The following is a 15651-nucleotide window of genomic DNA, read 5'->3' on the forward strand; positions in this document are numbered from 1 at the left end:
ACTCCCACCGCACCCGCAAGGAGACCCCTCAGCATGGACCTTGGAATCACCGGCCGCACCGCCCTCGTCACGGGAGGCGACTCCGGCATCGGCTGGAGCACCGCGAAATTCCTGCTCGCGGAGGGCGTCACGGTCGTGATCTCGGACAAGGACCAGGGCAAGCTTGATGAGGCGGCCGAGCGGCTCGACGCTCCGGAAGGGCGACTGCACTCCTTTGCCGCCGACGTCACGAGCACGGGGCAACTCGCCGAGCTGCACCGTCGCGTCGCGGAGTCGGTCGGTGCGATCGACATCCTCGTGCAGTGCTCCGGAATCACCGGCGCTCAGGGTCTGTTCCACGAGATCGACGACGAGGGCTGGACGAGCACCCTCGAGGTCGACCTGCTCGGGCCGGTCCGGCTCGTGCGCGAGTTCCTGTCCGATCTGCGCTCCGGCGGCTGGGGGCGCCTCGTGCTCACTGCGTCGGAGGATGCCGTCCAGCCCTATGACGACGAACTGCCCTACTGCGCTGCAAAGGCGGGCGTCCTCGCCTTCGCCAAGGGCCTCTCGCGCTCCTACGCGAAGGAGGGCCTGCTGGTGAACACGGTCTCGCCGGCGTTCATCCACACTCCGATGACCGACGCGATGATGCGCAAGCGGGCTGACCAGCGCGGCACCTCGGTCGACGAAGCGATTTCGTCGTTCCTTGATGAGGAGCGCCCCTATCTGGAGCTGAAGCGCCGCGGTGAGGCGGACGAGGTCGCTGCCGTGATCGCGTTCCTCTGCTCCGACCGAGCCTCGTTCGTGAACGGCTCGAACTATCGCGTCGACGCCGGGTCCGTCGCCACGATCTGATGACCTCCGCCCATGCGTACCCCGCGCATCCGGGCGGTGCCCAGCCGAAGAAGCCAGGCTCGGGAGCGGGACACCGCACCCCGGCACTGCAAGAGAAAGGAACGGTCCATGACCACCACACTCGATCGCCACGTCGAAGCCCCCGCGGGCTCCGGTGCCAAGACCAGCCGCCGTCAGAACGCCGAAAAGGGCTTCAAGGCGTCGAAGGAGTTGCTCGACAGCCTCCAGCATGTGCTCGTTGATCTCATCGAGCTTCACGTCCAGGGCAAGCAGGCCCACTGGAACGTCGTCGGCAAGAACTTCCGCGACCTCCACCTCCAGCTCGACGAGATCATCGAATCGGCGCGCGAGTTCAGCGACGACATCGCCGAGCGGATGCGCGCGCTGCACGGCATCCCGGACGGCCGCAGCGACACGGTCGCCGCGACCACGACCCTCCCCGAGTACCCGCACGGCGAGATTGATACGGCTGAGACCGTCGACCTGATTACCGTCCGCCTCGAGAACACCGCCGCCACCATGCGCGAGGTGCACGACCGGGTGGACGAGGAGGATCCGACCAGCGCGGACCTCCTGCACGCGATCATCCAGAGCCTCGAGCAGTACGCCTGGATGGTGTCGGCGGAGAACCGTCGGACGTCCACCGCGAAGTAACAGCGGCGGGAGGCTCGATACGCCGCTTCTCCCGCGGAGGGGCGTATCGAGGTCTTCCGCTTCGGTGCGTATCAGTAGGGTCGAGGACATGAGCACGCAGGTCTCCGCACTCTTCGACGCGCACCGCTGGACGTCGGTCGAGGGGTTCGACGCACTCGAGGACGTCACCTACCACCACGACCGATCCGGCCGGGTCGCGCGCGTCGCGTTCGATCGGCCCGAAGTGCGCAATGCATTTCGGCCGCAGACCGTCGACGAGTTATTCCGCGCACTCGAAGACGCGCGCACGAATCCCCACATCGGCGTCGTGATTCTCACGGGCAATGGCCCGAGCCCGAGAGACGGCGGCTGGGCATTTTGCTCGGGAGGCGACCAGCGCATTCGCGGTCGCGACGGCTATCGCTACTCCGACGGCGAGACCGCGGAGGGGATCGACGCGGCGCGCACGGGCCGCCTGCACATTCTGGAGGTGCAGCGACTCATCCGCTTCATGCCCAAGGTCGTCATCGCCGCGGTCCCCGGCTGGGCGGCGGGAGGCGGCCACTCGCTGCATGTGGTCTGCGATCTGACCGTCGCTTCGGCCGAGCACGGCCGGTTCAAGCAGACGGATGCCGACGTCGGCTCCTTCGACGCGGGCTACGGCTCCGCCTACTTCGCTCGCCAGATCGGGCAGAAGGCGGCCCGCGAGGTGTTTTTCCTGGCTCGGGAGTATTCGGCGCAGCGCGCCTACGAGATGGGCGCCGTGAACGCGGTCGTTCCGCACGCCGAACTCGAAACGACCGCTGTGGAGTGGGCGGAGACGATCCTGACCAAGTCGCCTACGGCCATCCGCATGCTGAAGTACGCCTTCAATGCTGTCGATGACGGCCTCGTCGGCCAGCAGTTGTTCGCCGGTGAGACCACCCGCCTCGCTTACGGCACCGACGAAGCGGTCGAGGGCCGCGACTCCTTCCTCGAGAAGCGCGAGCCCGACTGGTCACCATTCCCGTGGCAGTTCTGAGCGGCGTGGAGCGGCGGTGACCCGCCGGCTTGCCGACGTCGATCCGGCCCCCGACACGGTGCTGGTCGCCCTGCGCGCCGCGCTCGACGGCAGCGGTCCCGCGATCCGCGTGCCTCCGCCCGGCGCCGTCGTGTCCGCGGAGGACCAGGTCGTCCCGCAGCGTGTTGCGGTGGTCGTCGAGACCTCGGGCTCGTCCGGTCCTCCGAAGCGCGTGGCGCTCGCCACCTCCGCCCTGCTCACCAGCGCGTCGGCGACGCTGGCCGAGCTCGGCGGTCCTGGTCACTGGCTCCTCTGTCTGCCGACGCACTACGTGGCCGGGCTGCAGGTGCTGGTGCGGTCGGTGACCGCGGAGGCGGATCCGTTCGTGCTCCCGCCAGGTGGCTTCGACGCAGCCGCGTTTATGGCGCTCGCCCGCACCCTGCCCGCGGGGGAACGCCGCTACTCCTCGCTCGTGCCTGTGCAGCTCGCGCGGCTTCTGGATCTCGCCGAGCGCGATTCCGCCCAGGCGGAGGTGCTGCGCTCGTTCGACGCTCTCCTGATCGGTGGACAGTCGACGCCGCAGGCTCTCCGAGAGCGCGCCGCCGCGCTCGGGGTGAAAATCCGCCTCACCTACGGCTCGAGTGAGACGGCGGGCGGTTGTGTCTACGACGGCGTCCCCCTGCGTGATGTGCAGATGCGAGTCGAGGACGGGCAGGTCCTGCTCGGCGGCCCAATCCTCGCCGAGGGCTACCTCGACGCGGCGGGTGCCCTTGAGCGCACTGTCTCGGTCTTCGGCGTTCTCGACGGAGAGCGCTGGTATCGCACGGGCGACGCGGGCGCGATCATCGACGGTCGCCTCCGGGTAACGGGTCGGCTCGATCGAGTGATTATCTCCGGCGGTGAGAAGGTGTCGCTTGACGTGGTAGAGAGCCTGCTTCGGGAGGGGACCGTGCTGGATGCGGTCGTCGTGCGCCGCGCGGATGAGCAGTGGGGCGAGGTCCCCGTGGTGGTCACTGCACAGGAGGCGCCGGCACTCGCCGTCGTGCGCGCTCTCGTCGTGGACCGTCTCGGGCGTGCCGCTGCTCCTGCCGCGGTCCTCGCCGTGCCGACGATGCCGCTGCTCGCGTCCGGCAAACCCGACCGCCGCGCCCTCGAACGAGTCATCGCCGAGGCAGGCTAGGGCCACTCGGTAGGATTCCCTCCGTGTCGAGTACGAGTCGCAAGAAGAAGTCGTCAGCGAAATCTCGCAGCGGGCGACCCGGCGGCAGACCCAGCGCAGTCGCCGTGACGCCCGCCGGTCCGCGTGAATGGATTGCCGGTGCCCGCCTGCGAACGCTCCCGCTCGCGGTCGCCCCCGTGCTCATCGGCACCGGCGCCACTCAGGTGCTCGACGAAGGCTGGCACTGGGTGCGCGCCCTGCTCTGCCTTGCCGTCGCCCTCGCGCTCCAGATCGCGGTCAACTTCGCCAACGATTACTCGGATGGCGTCCGCGGGACCGACGCGAACCGTGTCGGTCCATCGCGCCTGACCGGCTCCGGAGCGGCGAAGCCGAAGCAGGTGCTCACGGTGGCCCTGGTCTTCTTCGGCCTCGCCGCCGTCGCGGGACTCGTGTTGACCGTGCTCTCCGGCTACTGGTGGTTCCTGATTGTCGGTGCGGCCGCGATTGCCGCCGGCTGGTTCTATACGGGTGGACGCCGTCCCTACGGCTACCTGGGTCTCGGCGATCTCTTCGTCTTCGTCTTCTTTGGTCTGGTCGCCACCGTTGGCACGACCTTCGTGCAGATCGGTCGCACCAACCAGGAGTCGTGGCTCGGCGCGGTCGCTGCCGGGCTCTTCGCCTGCGCAGTTCTGATGGTCAATAACATCCGTGACATCCCGACCGACCGCCTTTCGGGTAAGCGCACTCTCGCGGTCCTGGTGGGACCGCCGGTGGCCCGTGCGATCTACATCGGCTTCGTGCTGGTGCCGTTCGCGATCGCGGTGATCCTCGCGCTCTTCTATCCGCTGGCCTGGCTGACGCTCTTCGTCTTGCTGATGATCCTGCCGGCGATCCTGATCACGCTCACGGCGCGCACGGGCAAGGAGCTGGTCCTGGCGCTCCAGTTGACGAGCCTCGGCGGGCTGGCGTACGCCGTGATACTTGGGGCGGCGCTGGCGTTCTGAGCCTTGGGCGGTGGGAGGATCGGCGCGGCCGTGTGCGATCCGCAGGGGCTGCTAGCACCTCTGCGGGCGGCCGGTGCCTCAGCGCTCGTCGCGGGAGGCGTCCACCGCGGCGTCCTCGATGTCGTCGTCGGTCGGGGTGCGCGGAGCATCCTTGCGGCGCTCGTAGATCGCCTCCGCGATCCGCTCTCGGGGTGCGCGGAGCATGATGTACGAGAGCGACAGGCTCGCGATCGCGGCCACGAACCCAGCGGTGACCGCGGCGGTCAGCTCGGAGTCGACGAAGGTGCGCGCCGGCAGGTACACCAGCACGAAGACGCCGGCGAACATCGCCAGGCGCAGGAGCGAGTAGACGGCGACCGCGCGGCTCAGTTTCACCGGGACAGTGTACGTCGGCTCCCGGAGACGTCGGCCCCCGCATACCGTTCCGTGAGCACCATGAGAGCCTGCTGTCCAGCATCCGTGCGGAACCTCCCGAACAGGGTGCCAGACGTAGACTCAAGTCCATGATCCGCCTTGTCATCGGCCTGCTTGTGGCCCTTGCCGTCTTCACGGTCTACACCGTGATCGACTGCGCCATGAGCAAGCGCCACGTGGTGCGGGCGATCCCGAAGTGGGCCTGGCTTCTCGTCGTGATCCTGCTGCCCGGCGTCGGCGCGGGTCTGTGGTTCTGGATCGGCCGCCCGCGTCGAGAGCACTCGGGAGGACGCCGCTACACCGCGCCCGATGACGACCCCGACTTCCTCGGCACGATCCGCACAGAGCGGGATCCCGAGCAGGAGCGCCTTCAGGCCGAGCGCATCGCCCAGCTCGAGCGCGACCTCGCCGAGATGGACGAGCAGGGCGAGGCGGACGGCCCTGGCCGCCGCGATGCCTGATTCGTCACCGGTCGCCCCCTCCACTCGTTTTGCGGTCGACCTCCTTACTCGGTTCGTCGCGCTCGGCGTCCGCGATGTGGTCGTGGCACCTGGCTCCCGGTCCCAGGCGCTCGCGCTGGTCGCCGCCGAACTTGAGACCCGCGGCGTCGTCCGTTTGCACGTGCGGATCGACGAGCGCTCGGCGAGCTTCCTTGCTCTCGGGTTAGCGCTCGAGACGGGCCTGCCCGCGCTGATGATCACCACCTCCGGGACCGCGACCGCGAACGTGCACCCGGCCGTGCTCGAGGCCGATGCCTCGGACGTGCCGCTCATCGTGCTCACCGCCGACCGCCCGGACGAGCTGCGCGGCATCCGCTCGAATCAGACAACAGAGCAGCGCGAACTCTACGGGCGCGCCGTTCGGCTGTTCGAGGACGTCGCCGCCCCTGGCCCGGAGTCGACGTTGGCGGAGGCCGTGGCGCTTGCCGACCGTGCGCTGGCCGCGGCGCTGCATCCGGGCGGACCGGTCCATCTCAACCTCGCGTTCCGGGAGCCGCTCTCGTCTCGTCTGCCGGAGATCGACATCCCGACGGCCGTTCCCCCTGTCGAGCCCGGCCCCGCGGAGGAGATCGAGCGTGTCGCCGCCGGACAGGACGAGCCGCTCACTGTCGTCATCGCGGGGGACAAGTCGGGCGAGGACGCCGAGGCGACCGCCCGCGCGGGCGACTGGCCGCTGCTGGCCGAAGTGTCCTCCGGTGCCCGCTTCGGGCCGCAGGTCGTCGTCGCCTGGCGTCGCCTCCTGGCCGAGGCCGAATTCGGCGGACGCGTGCGGCGCGCGATCGTCTTCGGTCACCCGACCCTCTCGCGGGAGGTGCCAGAACTGCTGCGCCGCAAGGACGTGGAGGTGATCGTCGTCGACCGGGGCCGTCCGCAGTTTTACAACCCGGGACGACGCGCGCGTCGGGTGGCCGGCGTCGAGGTGGTGCGCTCCGCAGGAGCCACCCGGGCTGAGCGTGCCTGGGCTGGCTCGTGGGTGTTCCGGAGCCGCGCTCTCGTGCAGGCCGCCGACCCTGAGTCGCTGGCGGAGGCGCCGGACGGCGGCACTATGTCGTTGGAGGACCGCCGCAGCTTTGCTCGCAACGCGCTCGCTGCCGTGCGCGCGCCGCTCACCCGCGAGTCGGTCGTGGCGGCCGTCTGGCGCGTGACCTGGCCGCACGACCGCCTGCTCTTCGGCGCCTCGCGTCTCATCCGTGTCGCCGACGGATCGCTCCCCGGCAAGAGGATCACGGTGCATTCCAATCGGGGGCTTGCCGGCATCGACGGTACGGTCTCGACCGCCCTGGGCATCGCGGTCGCGTCTCAAGCGGTCGGGCGTGGCGCGGCGGGAGTGACGCGCGTCGTCCTCGGTGACCTCACGCTTCTGCACGAGGCGGGAGGCCTGCTGCTCGCGCCGGGCGAGCGGCGCCCGCGTGTGCAGCTCGTGGTGGTGAACGACGGCGGCGGGACGATCTTCGACGGCTTAGAGGTGGCGTCGAGTTCGTCACCCGATGCCTTCGACCGGGTGCAGTTCACCCCGCAGTCGGTCGATCTGGAGGCGTTGGCGCGGGCGTACGGCTGGAGTTACCGTCGGACGTCGACGCGTGGCGAGCTGGAGCAGGCGCTGACGTCGCCGGGTGACGGGCCGGGAATCGTGGAGATTCCGCTCGGGCGCTGAGAGCTGCGGCGCGGTCGATGTCCCTCCACAGGCGTTCGTGGTGCACGAGTTGTCCTGATCCGTCACCGCGGACCTTCCTGTGTCGGTGGTCCCTGGTTCAATACTCGTATGAGAGATGCGGGTGTGGCAGAGGCAGCGATGGACGAGGTGCGGGCGCTCGGCGACCGCGCCGCCGCCCTGGCGCGGAGCGCGTCACCGGTGCTCCTCGCCGCGGCCGAGGCGTTGCATGCGGGCTATCGGGCGGCGCTTGTGTGTCCTGAAGCGTTCGCGCGGGGACGCTCGCTGGCACGCAGTGAGTCGAGCGATCTGGTGGAGCGGTCGATTCGGGCCGAGTTCGCCGTCGCCCTCGGAGTCTCGGAGCGGGTCGCGTCGCGGGAACTCGTGCGGGCGCAGCTTCTTGTCGAAGAGCTGCCCTGCACGCGTGCAGCTCTGGCCGCGGCGAGACTGCGGTGGGAGGCGGGGCAGGCGATCTGCGCGGTGGCGGCGTCACTCCCTGCGGCGTCCCGCGCTGAATTCGACGAGCGCGCGGTGGAGTTGGCCGTGAGGATGACGCCCACCCAGCTGCGACGCGCGGTGGCGCGGTTGCGGGACGAGCTGCACGAGCAGCCGCTTGTCGAGCGGCACGCGCGCGCTCTAGCCGACCGCGGGGTGTGGTTAACGCCCGAGATCGATGGAATGGCGACGGTATGTGCCTACGTTCCGGCGCCCGTCGCGGTGGGCGCTCTGGCCCGCCTCGATCGCATCGCCCGCAGCCTCCGCGACGGCGAAGGGGAGCAGCCACGCGGCGGCGAACGGACGCTGGCGCAGATGCGCGCCGATGCGTGGGGTGATCTGCTCTGCCACGGCGATATCGCGGGTACCGCACCGATCGTCGAGAATCAGGGCGTGGCGACATTCGTGCCCGGCCTGCGCGCCGAGATCAGGCTGACCCTGGCGGCGAGCACCGCCTCCGGAGCCGACGACGCTCCGGGCGAGCTCGACGGCTACGGACCGATTCCCGCCGAAACCGCCCGAATGCTGGTCGGAGTCGGCGCCTCCTTCACGACGGTACTGACCGACGCAGAGACGGGCGCGGTCGTCTCCGTCGGACGCACTCACCGCGTCCCGCCGCCGCGGATGCGGCTCCTCCTGCATCTGCGCGACCAGACGTGCCGGTTTCCGGGCTGCACACGACCGGCGTCGACGGCCGAGGCGGACCATACGATCGAATGGCGCAACGGTGGCGAGACGTCTCCCGCGAACCTCGCCTCCCTGTGTGTCGGGCATCACCACGTCCGCCACGGCGACCGCTGGACCTACGTCCTGCATCCCGACGGCACGGCCGAATGGACCACCCCCACCGGCCGTCGAGTCACCACCCGGTCGCCGGTGCTCCCGGGCCGTCCACCGGGGCCGCGACCCCGATTCGTCGACACGCCACCACCGTTCTGAGGCGCCAGGCGCGTATTCCGGGGCGGATCGCGCTGTCAGCCCAGAGCGTCGAGTATCGGCCGGAACTTCATGCGCGTCTCGGCGAGTTCGGAGTCGGGCTCGCTGTCGGCCACGATGCCGGCTCCTGCCCAGGCTGTGACCGCGCCGTCGGCGGCGATCTCGGCGCTACGGAGGCCGACGGCCCACTCGCCGTCGCCGTTCCCGTCGATCCAGCCCACCGGCCCGGCGTAGCGGCTGCGATCAAAGGGCTCTAGTTGCTCCAGCAGCGCCAGCGCGTCGACGGTCGGGGTGCCCGCCACGGCCGCCGTCGGGTGCAGAGCGTCGACCAGGTCGAGGGCGGTAGAGGAGTCGGCGAGCACGCCGCTCACATCGGTCGCGAGATGCCAGAGGTTGGGCAGGCGCAGAGCGAACGGTTCGGTGCCGGCTGTGAGTTCGCGGGTGTGCGGGCGGAGCTCACAGAGCAAGCTCGCCAGCGCGAAGGCATGTTCCGAACGGTCCTTAGCGCTGGCGAAGAGTGCAGCGGCGACCGCCTCATCGCCGGGGTCGTCGTCTCCACGAGCGGCGGTGCCCGCGAGCACCCGCGCCGAGACGGTCCCGTGGTCGACAGCGACGAGCGTCTCGGGACTGGCGCCGAGGAAGCCATCGACGGCGAACGTCCAGCAGTCGGGGTACCCCTCGCCGAGCGCCGCAAGCACGCGTCGCAGGTCGGCGTCTCTGGGGAGCCGACCCTGCAGATCCCGAGCGAGCACGACCTTCTCGAGATCACCGGCACGGATCGCGGCGACCGCTGCGGAGACGGCGTCGCGGAACGCCCCAGGGGACATCGCGCCGGGAAGCAACGGGACGTGGTACTCGTCGCCGATCGACTGCTCGACCGGGACCTCCGGCAGGGCCGTCCCCTCCGGCGCAATGCGGGTGAGCCAGGAGCGCCCGTCGCGGATTCCGACGACGGTCCGCGGCACGATCAGAACACTGGTGGCGCGGGACAGGCTCGAGAAGGCGAACGCACCGAAAGCGACGAGCCCGGTGCCCGGCATTCCGAGCGGATCATCGACGGTCGCGGAGGCGGAGAGTGCGCGCCAGGCGTCCGCCGCTTGACGCAGGCGGTCCGGCCCGGAGAACGTCAGGCGCAACGTCTCGCCGCGCCCGCTCAACCCGGCACTTCCGCGCTGCCAGAGGAGTGGGCGCTGCGGATGGGAGAGGGGGAGGGGCGTCAGCGGGGGGTCCAGCGGGGTCGTCTCCACCCGAAGGGGAGGAGCCCCGGCGCCGATGAGCGTCACCCAGACAGAGTACGCCCGCGCCAGAAGGTGAGACGTCGTACGCCGTCCGGGCGGCGTCTCTGGAGCACGTTGCTACCGTGATCCAGTCCTGAGGGCGTCTCGCGAGGCGGAGCGGGGCGACCTCGGCGCTCCTCTCACCAGGAGCGCGAGGACCGGGCGCGGGATGATGGATGCACAGCCGTCATCCCGCGTCTCGCCGTAGACTCGTGGATCGTGACGAAGGCTGATCTCACCAAGCGCCCTCACGACGTCGCTTCGATGTTCGACACGGTTGCTCCCGCCTACGACCTCGTGAACACCCTCCTCTCGGTGGGCAACGATCATCTCTGGCGCGTGGCGACGACACGAGCGGTCAACCCCGCGCGCGGCGAACGCATTCTCGACGTCGGCGCTGGCACGGGCACGTCCAGTGCCTCCCTCGCCCGCTCCGGCGCCCACGTCGTCGCCGCCGACTTCTCACCCGGGATGATCGAGGTCGGCCGTCGACGCCAGGCCGGTAACGAGCGGATCGAGTTCGTCCATGCCGATGCAATGGACCTCCCCTTCGAGGACGACTCTTTCGACGTCGTGACCATCTCGTTCGGCCTGCGCAACGTCGCGGAGCCACGGACTGCGCTCGCCGAGTTCTTCCGTGTGGTCAAGCCGGGCGGACGCATCGTTATCTGCGAGTTCTCGACTCCGCCGCTGGCTCCGCTGGCCGCCGCCTACGACTTCTACCTCTCGATGGTCATGCCGGCCGTCGTGCGGCTCGCCTCCTCGAACAACCCCGCCTACGAGTACCTGGGCGACTCGATCCGCGCCTGGCCGAAGCAGCGGGTCGTCGCCCAGTGGCTCCGTACCGCCGGCTTCGAGCGTGTCGCCCACCGCGACCTGACCGCGGGGATTGTGGCCCTGCATCGCGGCGTCAAGCCGATCGCAGCGAGTCGATGACGGCGGGTGTCTCCGCAGGCCGAGACGTTAGGGTTCCATTGTGAACGCCACTGCGCCCGTCGCCCGCCGCAGCCCGTCTTTGACGGCGCAGCTTGGCCTCTCCGAGCGCATCTTCTCCTCCACCTCCGACCGCGCTCTCGCCCGCACGATCGACGCCGGGCTCGAGCAGGTCGAGGAGGGTCTCGTTCGGCAGCTGTCCTTCGCCGACGCCGTGGCCGACGTGTCGACCCGGTACCTTCTCGAGGCCGGCGGCAAGCGGGTGCGGCCCGTGCTCACCCTTCTCGCCGCGCAACTCGGCCGCGGCAACACTCCGCAGGTGCTGCTCGGTGCGCAGGCGATCGAGATCACCCATCTCGCCTCGCTTTACCACGACGATGTCATGGACGAGGCCGAGAAGCGCCGCGGTGTTCCCTCGGCGCAGACCGTCTGGGGTAACAATGTGGCGATCCTCACCGGCGATCTGCTTTTCGCGCGGGCCAACCAGTTGATGGTCGAACTCGGCGACAAGGCGATCCGCCTCCAGGCCGATACGTTCGAGCGTCTCGTCCTCGGACAACTGCACGAGACCGTCGGCCCGACCGACGGCGAGGACCCCGTGGAGCACTACCTCTCGGTCCTGGCGGACAAGACCGGGTCACTCATCGCGGCGGCAGGCCGCACCGGCGTCGCCTTCGCGAACGGACCGGAGGAGTACGAGGATGCTATGCGCGTCTTCGGCGAGAAGATCGGTGTCGCGTTCCAGATCGTCGACGACGTGATCGACCTCTCGCCGCAGCCGGAGACGACGGGCAAGACCCCGGGCACCGACATCCGCGCCGGCGTCTCGACCATGCCCATCCTTCGCCTGCGCGAACGCGCTTCCTCCGACCCGGAGGCCGCGGCGCTCCTCGCCCGCATCGAGAGCTACGTGAGTCGATCGAACGATGCAATCGCGCACACCCAGGAGCAGAGCGCCGACATCTCGGACGCCGTCGCGCAGCTGCGCGACCACGACGTCACCGCGCAGACTCTCGCCGAAGCCCACCGCTGGGCCGACGAAGCCGTCGCTGCTCTCGCCCCGCTGCCCGACGGCTCGGTCCGCAAGGCGCTCACGCGCTTCGCCGACACGGTCGTCGACCGCAACGGTTAACCCCGATCGTCGCGGCGCGCCCCTGCGCCGCAGGAATGGAACGCAATGACCAAGCTCAGGCTGGCCATCGTCGGTGCGGGGCCCGCGGGCATCTACGCCGCCGACCTCATGATTAAGGCCGAGAAGAAGTACGACGTCTCGATCGACCTCTTCGAGCATCTCCCGGCGCCATACGGGCTGGTGCGCTACGGAGTCGCACCCGACCACCCCCGCATCAAGGGCATCATCACCGCCCTGCGCGAGGTCCTCGACCGCGGCGACATCCGCATCTTCGGCAACGTGCACTTCGGGACCGACATCACGCTGGAGGACCTCAAACGGCACTATCACGCCGTGATCTTCGCGACGGGAGCCGTGCGCGACGCCCCGCTGGACGTCCCCGGCGTCGGACTCGAGGGCTCCTACGGCGCGGCGGAGTTCGTCAGCTGGTTCGACGGCCACCCCGACGTGCCGCGGACCTGGCCGCTGGCGGCATCCTCCGTCGCGGTGATCGGCAACGGCAACGTCGCGCTCGACGTCTCGCGGATGCTGGTCAAGCACGCTGTCGATCTCCTCCCCACCGAGGTCCCGCCCAACGTCTACGAGGGGCTGAAGGCCTCCCCGGTCACCGACGTCCACGTCTTCGGTCGTCGTGGCCCGGCGCAGGTCAAGTTCACTCCGCTGGAGTTGCGCGAGCTGGGCGAGCTGCGCGACGTCGACATGATCGTCGCCGACGAGGACTTCGATCTCGACCCGGCCTCGCAAGCCGCGATCGAGACGAACAAGCAGGTCATGGTCATCAACCGGGTGCTGAACCAGTGGCGCACCCGCGAGGTGGGCAGCGCCTCGCGTCGCCTCCACCTGCACTTCTGGGCCAAGCCGCTCGGCTTCGTCGATGACGGCACCGGACGCGTCGGCGCGATCCGCTACGAGCGCACTGAGCCCGACGGGGAGGGCGGCGTTCGCGGCACCGGCGAGATTCGCGAGATCCCAGTGCAGGCGGTCTACCGCGCGGTCGGCTACTTCGGTTCGCCGCTGGACGGCCTGCCGTTCGATGAGATGCGCGGAGTCATCCCAAACCGCGAGGGCCAGGTGCTCGACGACCGGGACGAGCAGGTGCACGGTGTCTACGCGACCGGTTGGATCAAGCGCGGACCGGTCGGGCTGATCGGTCACACCAAATCGGACGCGATGGAGACTGTCGCGCACGTGCTCAACGACCAGGCCTCGTGGTGGACCCCGGAGCATCCGGAGGAGTCGGCGGTCGTCGCGCTCCTCCAGGAGCGCGAGGTGGCCTACACCGATCTCGCCGGCTGGCACCGTCTCGACCAGCACGAGATGTCGCTCGGCGCTCCCGAGGGCCGAGCGCGGGTAAAGGTCGTGCCCCGAGAGGACATGGTCGAGATCTCGCGAACGGCCTAGGCTTCGGTCACCGCTTCGGACGGAGACAGCATGACCGCGCCCGCGCCCCACGACGTCATCCGGGTGCGCGGCGCGCGTCAGAATAACCTCCGCGGGATCGACGTCGACATCCCCAAACGGCAGATCACCGTGTTCACGGGGGTATCGGGCTCCGGTAAGTCGTCGCTCGTCTTCGGCACCATTGCAGCGGAGTCGCAGCGGCTCATCAACGAGACGTACTCCGCGTTCGTGCAGCAGTTCATGGGCACACCGGCGCGTCCGGATGTTGAGTCCCTCGATGGGCTCTCGGCCACGATCGTGGTCGACCAAGAGCGGATGGGCTCGAATGGCCGGTCCACAGTGGGCACCGCGACCGACGCGTACACGATGCTGCGCATCCTCTTTAGCCGGGTCGGAACTCCGCACGCGGGCACGAGCGGTGCCTTCTCGTTCAACCTGCCCGAGGGAATGTGCCCGCGCTGCGAGGGCACGGGTCGCGTTTCGGACATCGACCTTCACGCTCTGTACGACGCGTCGAAGTCGCTCGAGGGTGGCGCACTCGACGCGATCCCCAACTTCGTCGTCGGCGGCTGGTACTGGAAGGGGCTCGCGGAGTCGGGGCTCTACCCGGCGGATGTGCCCATCGCCGAGTTCACTGCGGAGCAGCTCGACGCGTTCCTCCACCGCCCCGCGACCAAGATGGCCATCGCCGGCATGACGATGACCTACGAGGGGCTCCTGGTGAAGGTGACCCGCCTCTATCTGGCGAAGGAGGCGTCCCAGCCGCACATCCGCGCGTTCGCGGAGCGGGTGGCCACTTTCGCGGCCTGCCCCGAGTGCGGAGGTGGTCGACTCATCCGTGCGGCGCTGGCGTCACGAATCGACAGCCGCAACATCGCCGAATGCTCGGGTATGCAGGCGACCGACCTGGCCCGGTGGCTTCGCGGGCTCCATGAGCCCTCGGTCGCGCCGATTGTCGACACGCTGCTCGGCACGCTCGATGCACTCGTGCAGGTTGGTCTCGGTTACCTCTCGCTCGACCGCGAGTCGGGGACTCTCTCGGGCGGCGAGGCGCAGCGGGTCAAGATGGTGCGGCATCTGGGATCGAGCCTCACCGATGTCACCTACGTCTTTGACGAGCCGACGGCGGGCCTGCATCCACACGACGTCTCGCGGATGATCGAGCTGCTGCGCCGCCTGCGCGACAAGGGCAATACCGTGCTGGTAGTCGAGCACAAGCCCGAGATCATCGAGATCGCCGACCACGTTGTGGACCTCGGCCCGCGCGCGGGTGCCGACGGCGGCGAGCTGCGGTTCGAGGGCACGGTCGAGGGGTTGCGTGCCTCCGACACCCTCACGGGGCGCCACCTCGACCACCGCGTGCCGCTGAAGGAGGTGGTGCGCCGCCCGACCGGTGTAGTCGAGATCCGCGGCGCCTCCACCCACAATCTGCGCGGCGTCGACGTGGACATCCCGCTCGGCGTGCTCACGGTCGTCACCGGAGTCGCCGGCTCGGGCAAGTCGTCGCTCCTGCACGGCTCGCTCGCGACCCGGCCGGGAGTGGTAGTCGCTGACCAATCGCCCATCCGTGGTTCGCGGCGGAGCAACCCCGCCACGTACACGGGCGTACTCGACGCCATCCGCGCCGCCTTCGCCAAGGCGAACGGAGTGAAGCCGGCGCTGTTCAGTGCCAACTCGGCGGGCGCCTGCCCTGTCTGCAAGGGCGCGGGGATGATCTTCACCGAGCTCGGGCCGGCGGCCACCGTGTCCTCGGTCTGCGAGGAATGCGAGGGAAAACGCTTCACGGCCGAGGTGCTCGAGTACCGCCTCCGCGGGAAGAACATCCATGACGTGCTGTCGATGCCGATTGGCGAAGCCGCCGAGTTCTTCGCCACCGGGCCGGCGCAGACGGTGCTTGCGCGGCTGGTCGACGTCGGGCTCGGTTACCTCACGCTCGGCCAGCCGCTGAACACCCTCTCTGGGGGTGAGCGTCAGCGGCTCAAGCTGGCGATCAATATGGCTTCGTCGGGCTCGGTATACCTGCTCGACGAGCCGACGACCGGTCTGCACCTGGCCGACGTCGATACGCTCCTCGGCCTGCTCGACCGGCTGGTCGACTCCGGGAACTCGGTGGTCGTCATCGAGCACCACCGGGCACTGATGGCCTACGCCGACTGGATCATCGACGTGGGACCGGGCGCAGGCCACGACGGCGGCACAATCGTGTTCGAGGGCACGGCGGTGCAACTCGCCGCGGCCGACACGCTGACGGGGCGGGCGCTGGCCGACTACGCGCGCTGACG

Annotated in this window: 14 protein-coding genes; 12 read left to right on the forward strand and 2 right to left on the reverse strand. The window is 69.5% G+C overall.

The genetic code is table 11. The features are described from left to right. Positions 1-33 precede the first annotated feature (33 nt). The 5 genes from B0H03_RS01110 (at position 34) to B0H03_RS01130 (ending at position 4630) form a co-directional block, all read left to right on the forward strand. On the forward strand, positions 34-834 hold the full coding sequence (locus B0H03_RS01110; protein ID WP_104266297.1) for an SDR family NAD(P)-dependent oxidoreductase: 801 nt from the start codon (positions 34-36) through the stop codon (positions 832-834). A gap of 108 nt (positions 835-942) precedes the next feature. Beyond that, positions 943-1488 (forward strand): Dps family protein, encoded by a 546-nt coding sequence (locus tag B0H03_RS01115; RefSeq protein ID WP_104266298.1) that lies wholly within the window; start codon positions 943-945, stop codon positions 1486-1488. A gap of 88 nt (positions 1489-1576) precedes the next feature. Continuing rightward, entirely contained in the window at positions 1577-2488 is a 912-nt protein-coding gene (locus B0H03_RS01120; RefSeq protein ID WP_104266299.1) for a 1,4-dihydroxy-2-naphthoyl-CoA synthase, read from the forward strand. Between the two features lie 16 nt (positions 2489-2504). Beyond that, positions 2505-3647: an AMP-binding protein gene (locus B0H03_RS01125; protein WP_206612074.1), complete on the forward strand. Its 1143-nt coding sequence runs from the start codon at positions 2505-2507 to the stop codon at positions 3645-3647. 23 nt (positions 3648-3670) lie between these two features. Then, positions 3671-4630: a 1,4-dihydroxy-2-naphthoate polyprenyltransferase gene (locus B0H03_RS01130; protein WP_419956881.1), complete on the forward strand. Its 960-nt coding sequence runs from the start codon at positions 3671-3673 to the stop codon at positions 4628-4630. A gap of 78 nt (positions 4631-4708) precedes the next feature. Here B0H03_RS01130 and B0H03_RS01135 read toward each other — a convergent pair whose 3' ends face one another. Continuing rightward, positions 4709-5005 (reverse strand): DUF4229 domain-containing protein, encoded by a 297-nt coding sequence (locus B0H03_RS01135; protein ID WP_104266301.1) that lies wholly within the window; start codon positions 5003-5005, stop codon positions 4709-4711. Positions 5006-5133: 128 nt separating this feature from the next. On the opposite strand from B0H03_RS01135, the gene B0H03_RS01140 reads away from it, so the two are divergent. The 3 genes from B0H03_RS01140 (at position 5134) to B0H03_RS01150 (ending at position 8629) form a co-directional block, all read left to right on the forward strand. Beyond that, positions 5134-5505: a PLD nuclease N-terminal domain-containing protein gene (locus B0H03_RS01140; RefSeq protein ID WP_104266302.1), complete on the forward strand. Its 372-nt coding sequence runs from the start codon at positions 5134-5136 to the stop codon at positions 5503-5505. After that, positions 5498-7198 carry a 2-succinyl-5-enolpyruvyl-6-hydroxy-3-cyclohexene-1-carboxylic-acid synthase gene (menD, locus tag B0H03_RS01145; RefSeq protein WP_104266303.1) on the forward strand — a complete coding sequence of 567 codons (1701 nt, stop codon included), beginning with the start codon at positions 5498-5500 and terminating at the stop codon, positions 7196-7198. Before B0H03_RS01140 ends, menD begins: the two co-directional genes overlap by 8 nt. Positions 7199-7306: 108 nt before the next feature. Further along, the gene (locus tag B0H03_RS01150; protein WP_104266304.1) at positions 7307-8629 is read left to right on the forward strand and encodes an HNH endonuclease; all 1323 of its coding nucleotides are present in this window, start codon (positions 7307-7309) and stop codon (positions 8627-8629) included. A gap of 35 nt (positions 8630-8664) precedes the next feature. Here the strand turns inward: B0H03_RS01150 and B0H03_RS01155 are convergent, their stop codons facing one another. After that, a complete protein-coding gene (locus tag B0H03_RS01155) occupies positions 8665-9909 on the reverse strand; it encodes an isochorismate synthase (protein WP_241560477.1) in 1245 nt (414 codons plus the stop codon). 213 nt (positions 9910-10122) lie between these two features. On the opposite strand from B0H03_RS01155, the gene ubiE reads away from it, so the two are divergent. Genes ubiE through B0H03_RS01175 form a run of 4 tightly spaced genes read left to right on the forward strand, consistent with a single transcriptional unit; the run spans position 10123 to position 15649 of the window. After that, complete coding sequence (gene ubiE / locus B0H03_RS01160; protein ID WP_104266310.1) at positions 10123-10839, forward strand: bifunctional demethylmenaquinone methyltransferase/2-methoxy-6-polyprenyl-1,4-benzoquinol methylase UbiE; 717 nt, start codon at positions 10123-10125, stop codon at positions 10837-10839. 40 nt (positions 10840-10879) lie between these two features. Continuing rightward, positions 10880-11968, forward strand: a complete 1089-nt coding sequence (locus tag B0H03_RS01165; RefSeq protein WP_104266311.1) for a polyprenyl synthetase family protein — start codon at positions 10880-10882, stop codon at positions 11966-11968. A gap of 45 nt (positions 11969-12013) precedes the next feature. Next, a complete protein-coding gene (locus B0H03_RS01170) occupies positions 12014-13369 on the forward strand; it encodes an FAD-dependent oxidoreductase (protein WP_104266312.1) in 1356 nt (451 codons plus the stop codon). Between the two features lie 30 nt (positions 13370-13399). Further along, the gene (locus tag B0H03_RS01175; protein WP_104266313.1) at positions 13400-15649 is read left to right on the forward strand and encodes an ATP-binding cassette domain-containing protein; all 2250 of its coding nucleotides are present in this window, start codon (positions 13400-13402) and stop codon (positions 15647-15649) included. Positions 15650-15651 lie beyond the last annotated feature (2 nt).

This window comes from Rathayibacter iranicus NCPPB 2253 = VKM Ac-1602 (assembly GCF_003149025.1).
Lineage (GTDB): Bacteria > Actinomycetota > Actinomycetes > Actinomycetales > Microbacteriaceae > Rathayibacter > Rathayibacter iranicus.

Bases quoted from the DNA above. Each gene is read 5' to 3' on its own strand.
- B0H03_RS01170 (WP_104266312.1), top strand. From the start codon at position 12,014: ATGACCAAGCTCAGGCTGGCCATCGTCGGTGCGGGGCCCGCGGGCATC.
- B0H03_RS01110 (WP_104266297.1), top strand. From the start codon at position 34: ATGGACCTTGGAATCACCGGCCGCACCGCCCTCGTCACGGGAGGCGAC.
- B0H03_RS01140 (WP_104266302.1), top strand. From the start codon at position 5,134: ATGATCCGCCTTGTCATCGGCCTGCTTGTGGCCCTTGCCGTCTTCACG.
- B0H03_RS01150 (WP_104266304.1), top strand. From the start codon at position 7,307: ATGAGAGATGCGGGTGTGGCAGAGGCAGCGATGGACGAGGTGCGGGCG.
- B0H03_RS01120 (WP_104266299.1), top strand. From the start codon at position 1,577: ATGAGCACGCAGGTCTCCGCACTCTTCGACGCGCACCGCTGGACGTCG.
- menD (WP_104266303.1), top strand. From the start codon at position 5,498: ATGCCTGATTCGTCACCGGTCGCCCCCTCCACTCGTTTTGCGGTCGAC.
- B0H03_RS01175 (WP_104266313.1), top strand. From the start codon at position 13,400: ATGACCGCGCCCGCGCCCCACGACGTCATCCGGGTGCGCGGCGCGCGT.
- B0H03_RS01115 (WP_104266298.1), top strand. From the start codon at position 943: ATGACCACCACACTCGATCGCCACGTCGAAGCCCCCGCGGGCTCCGGT.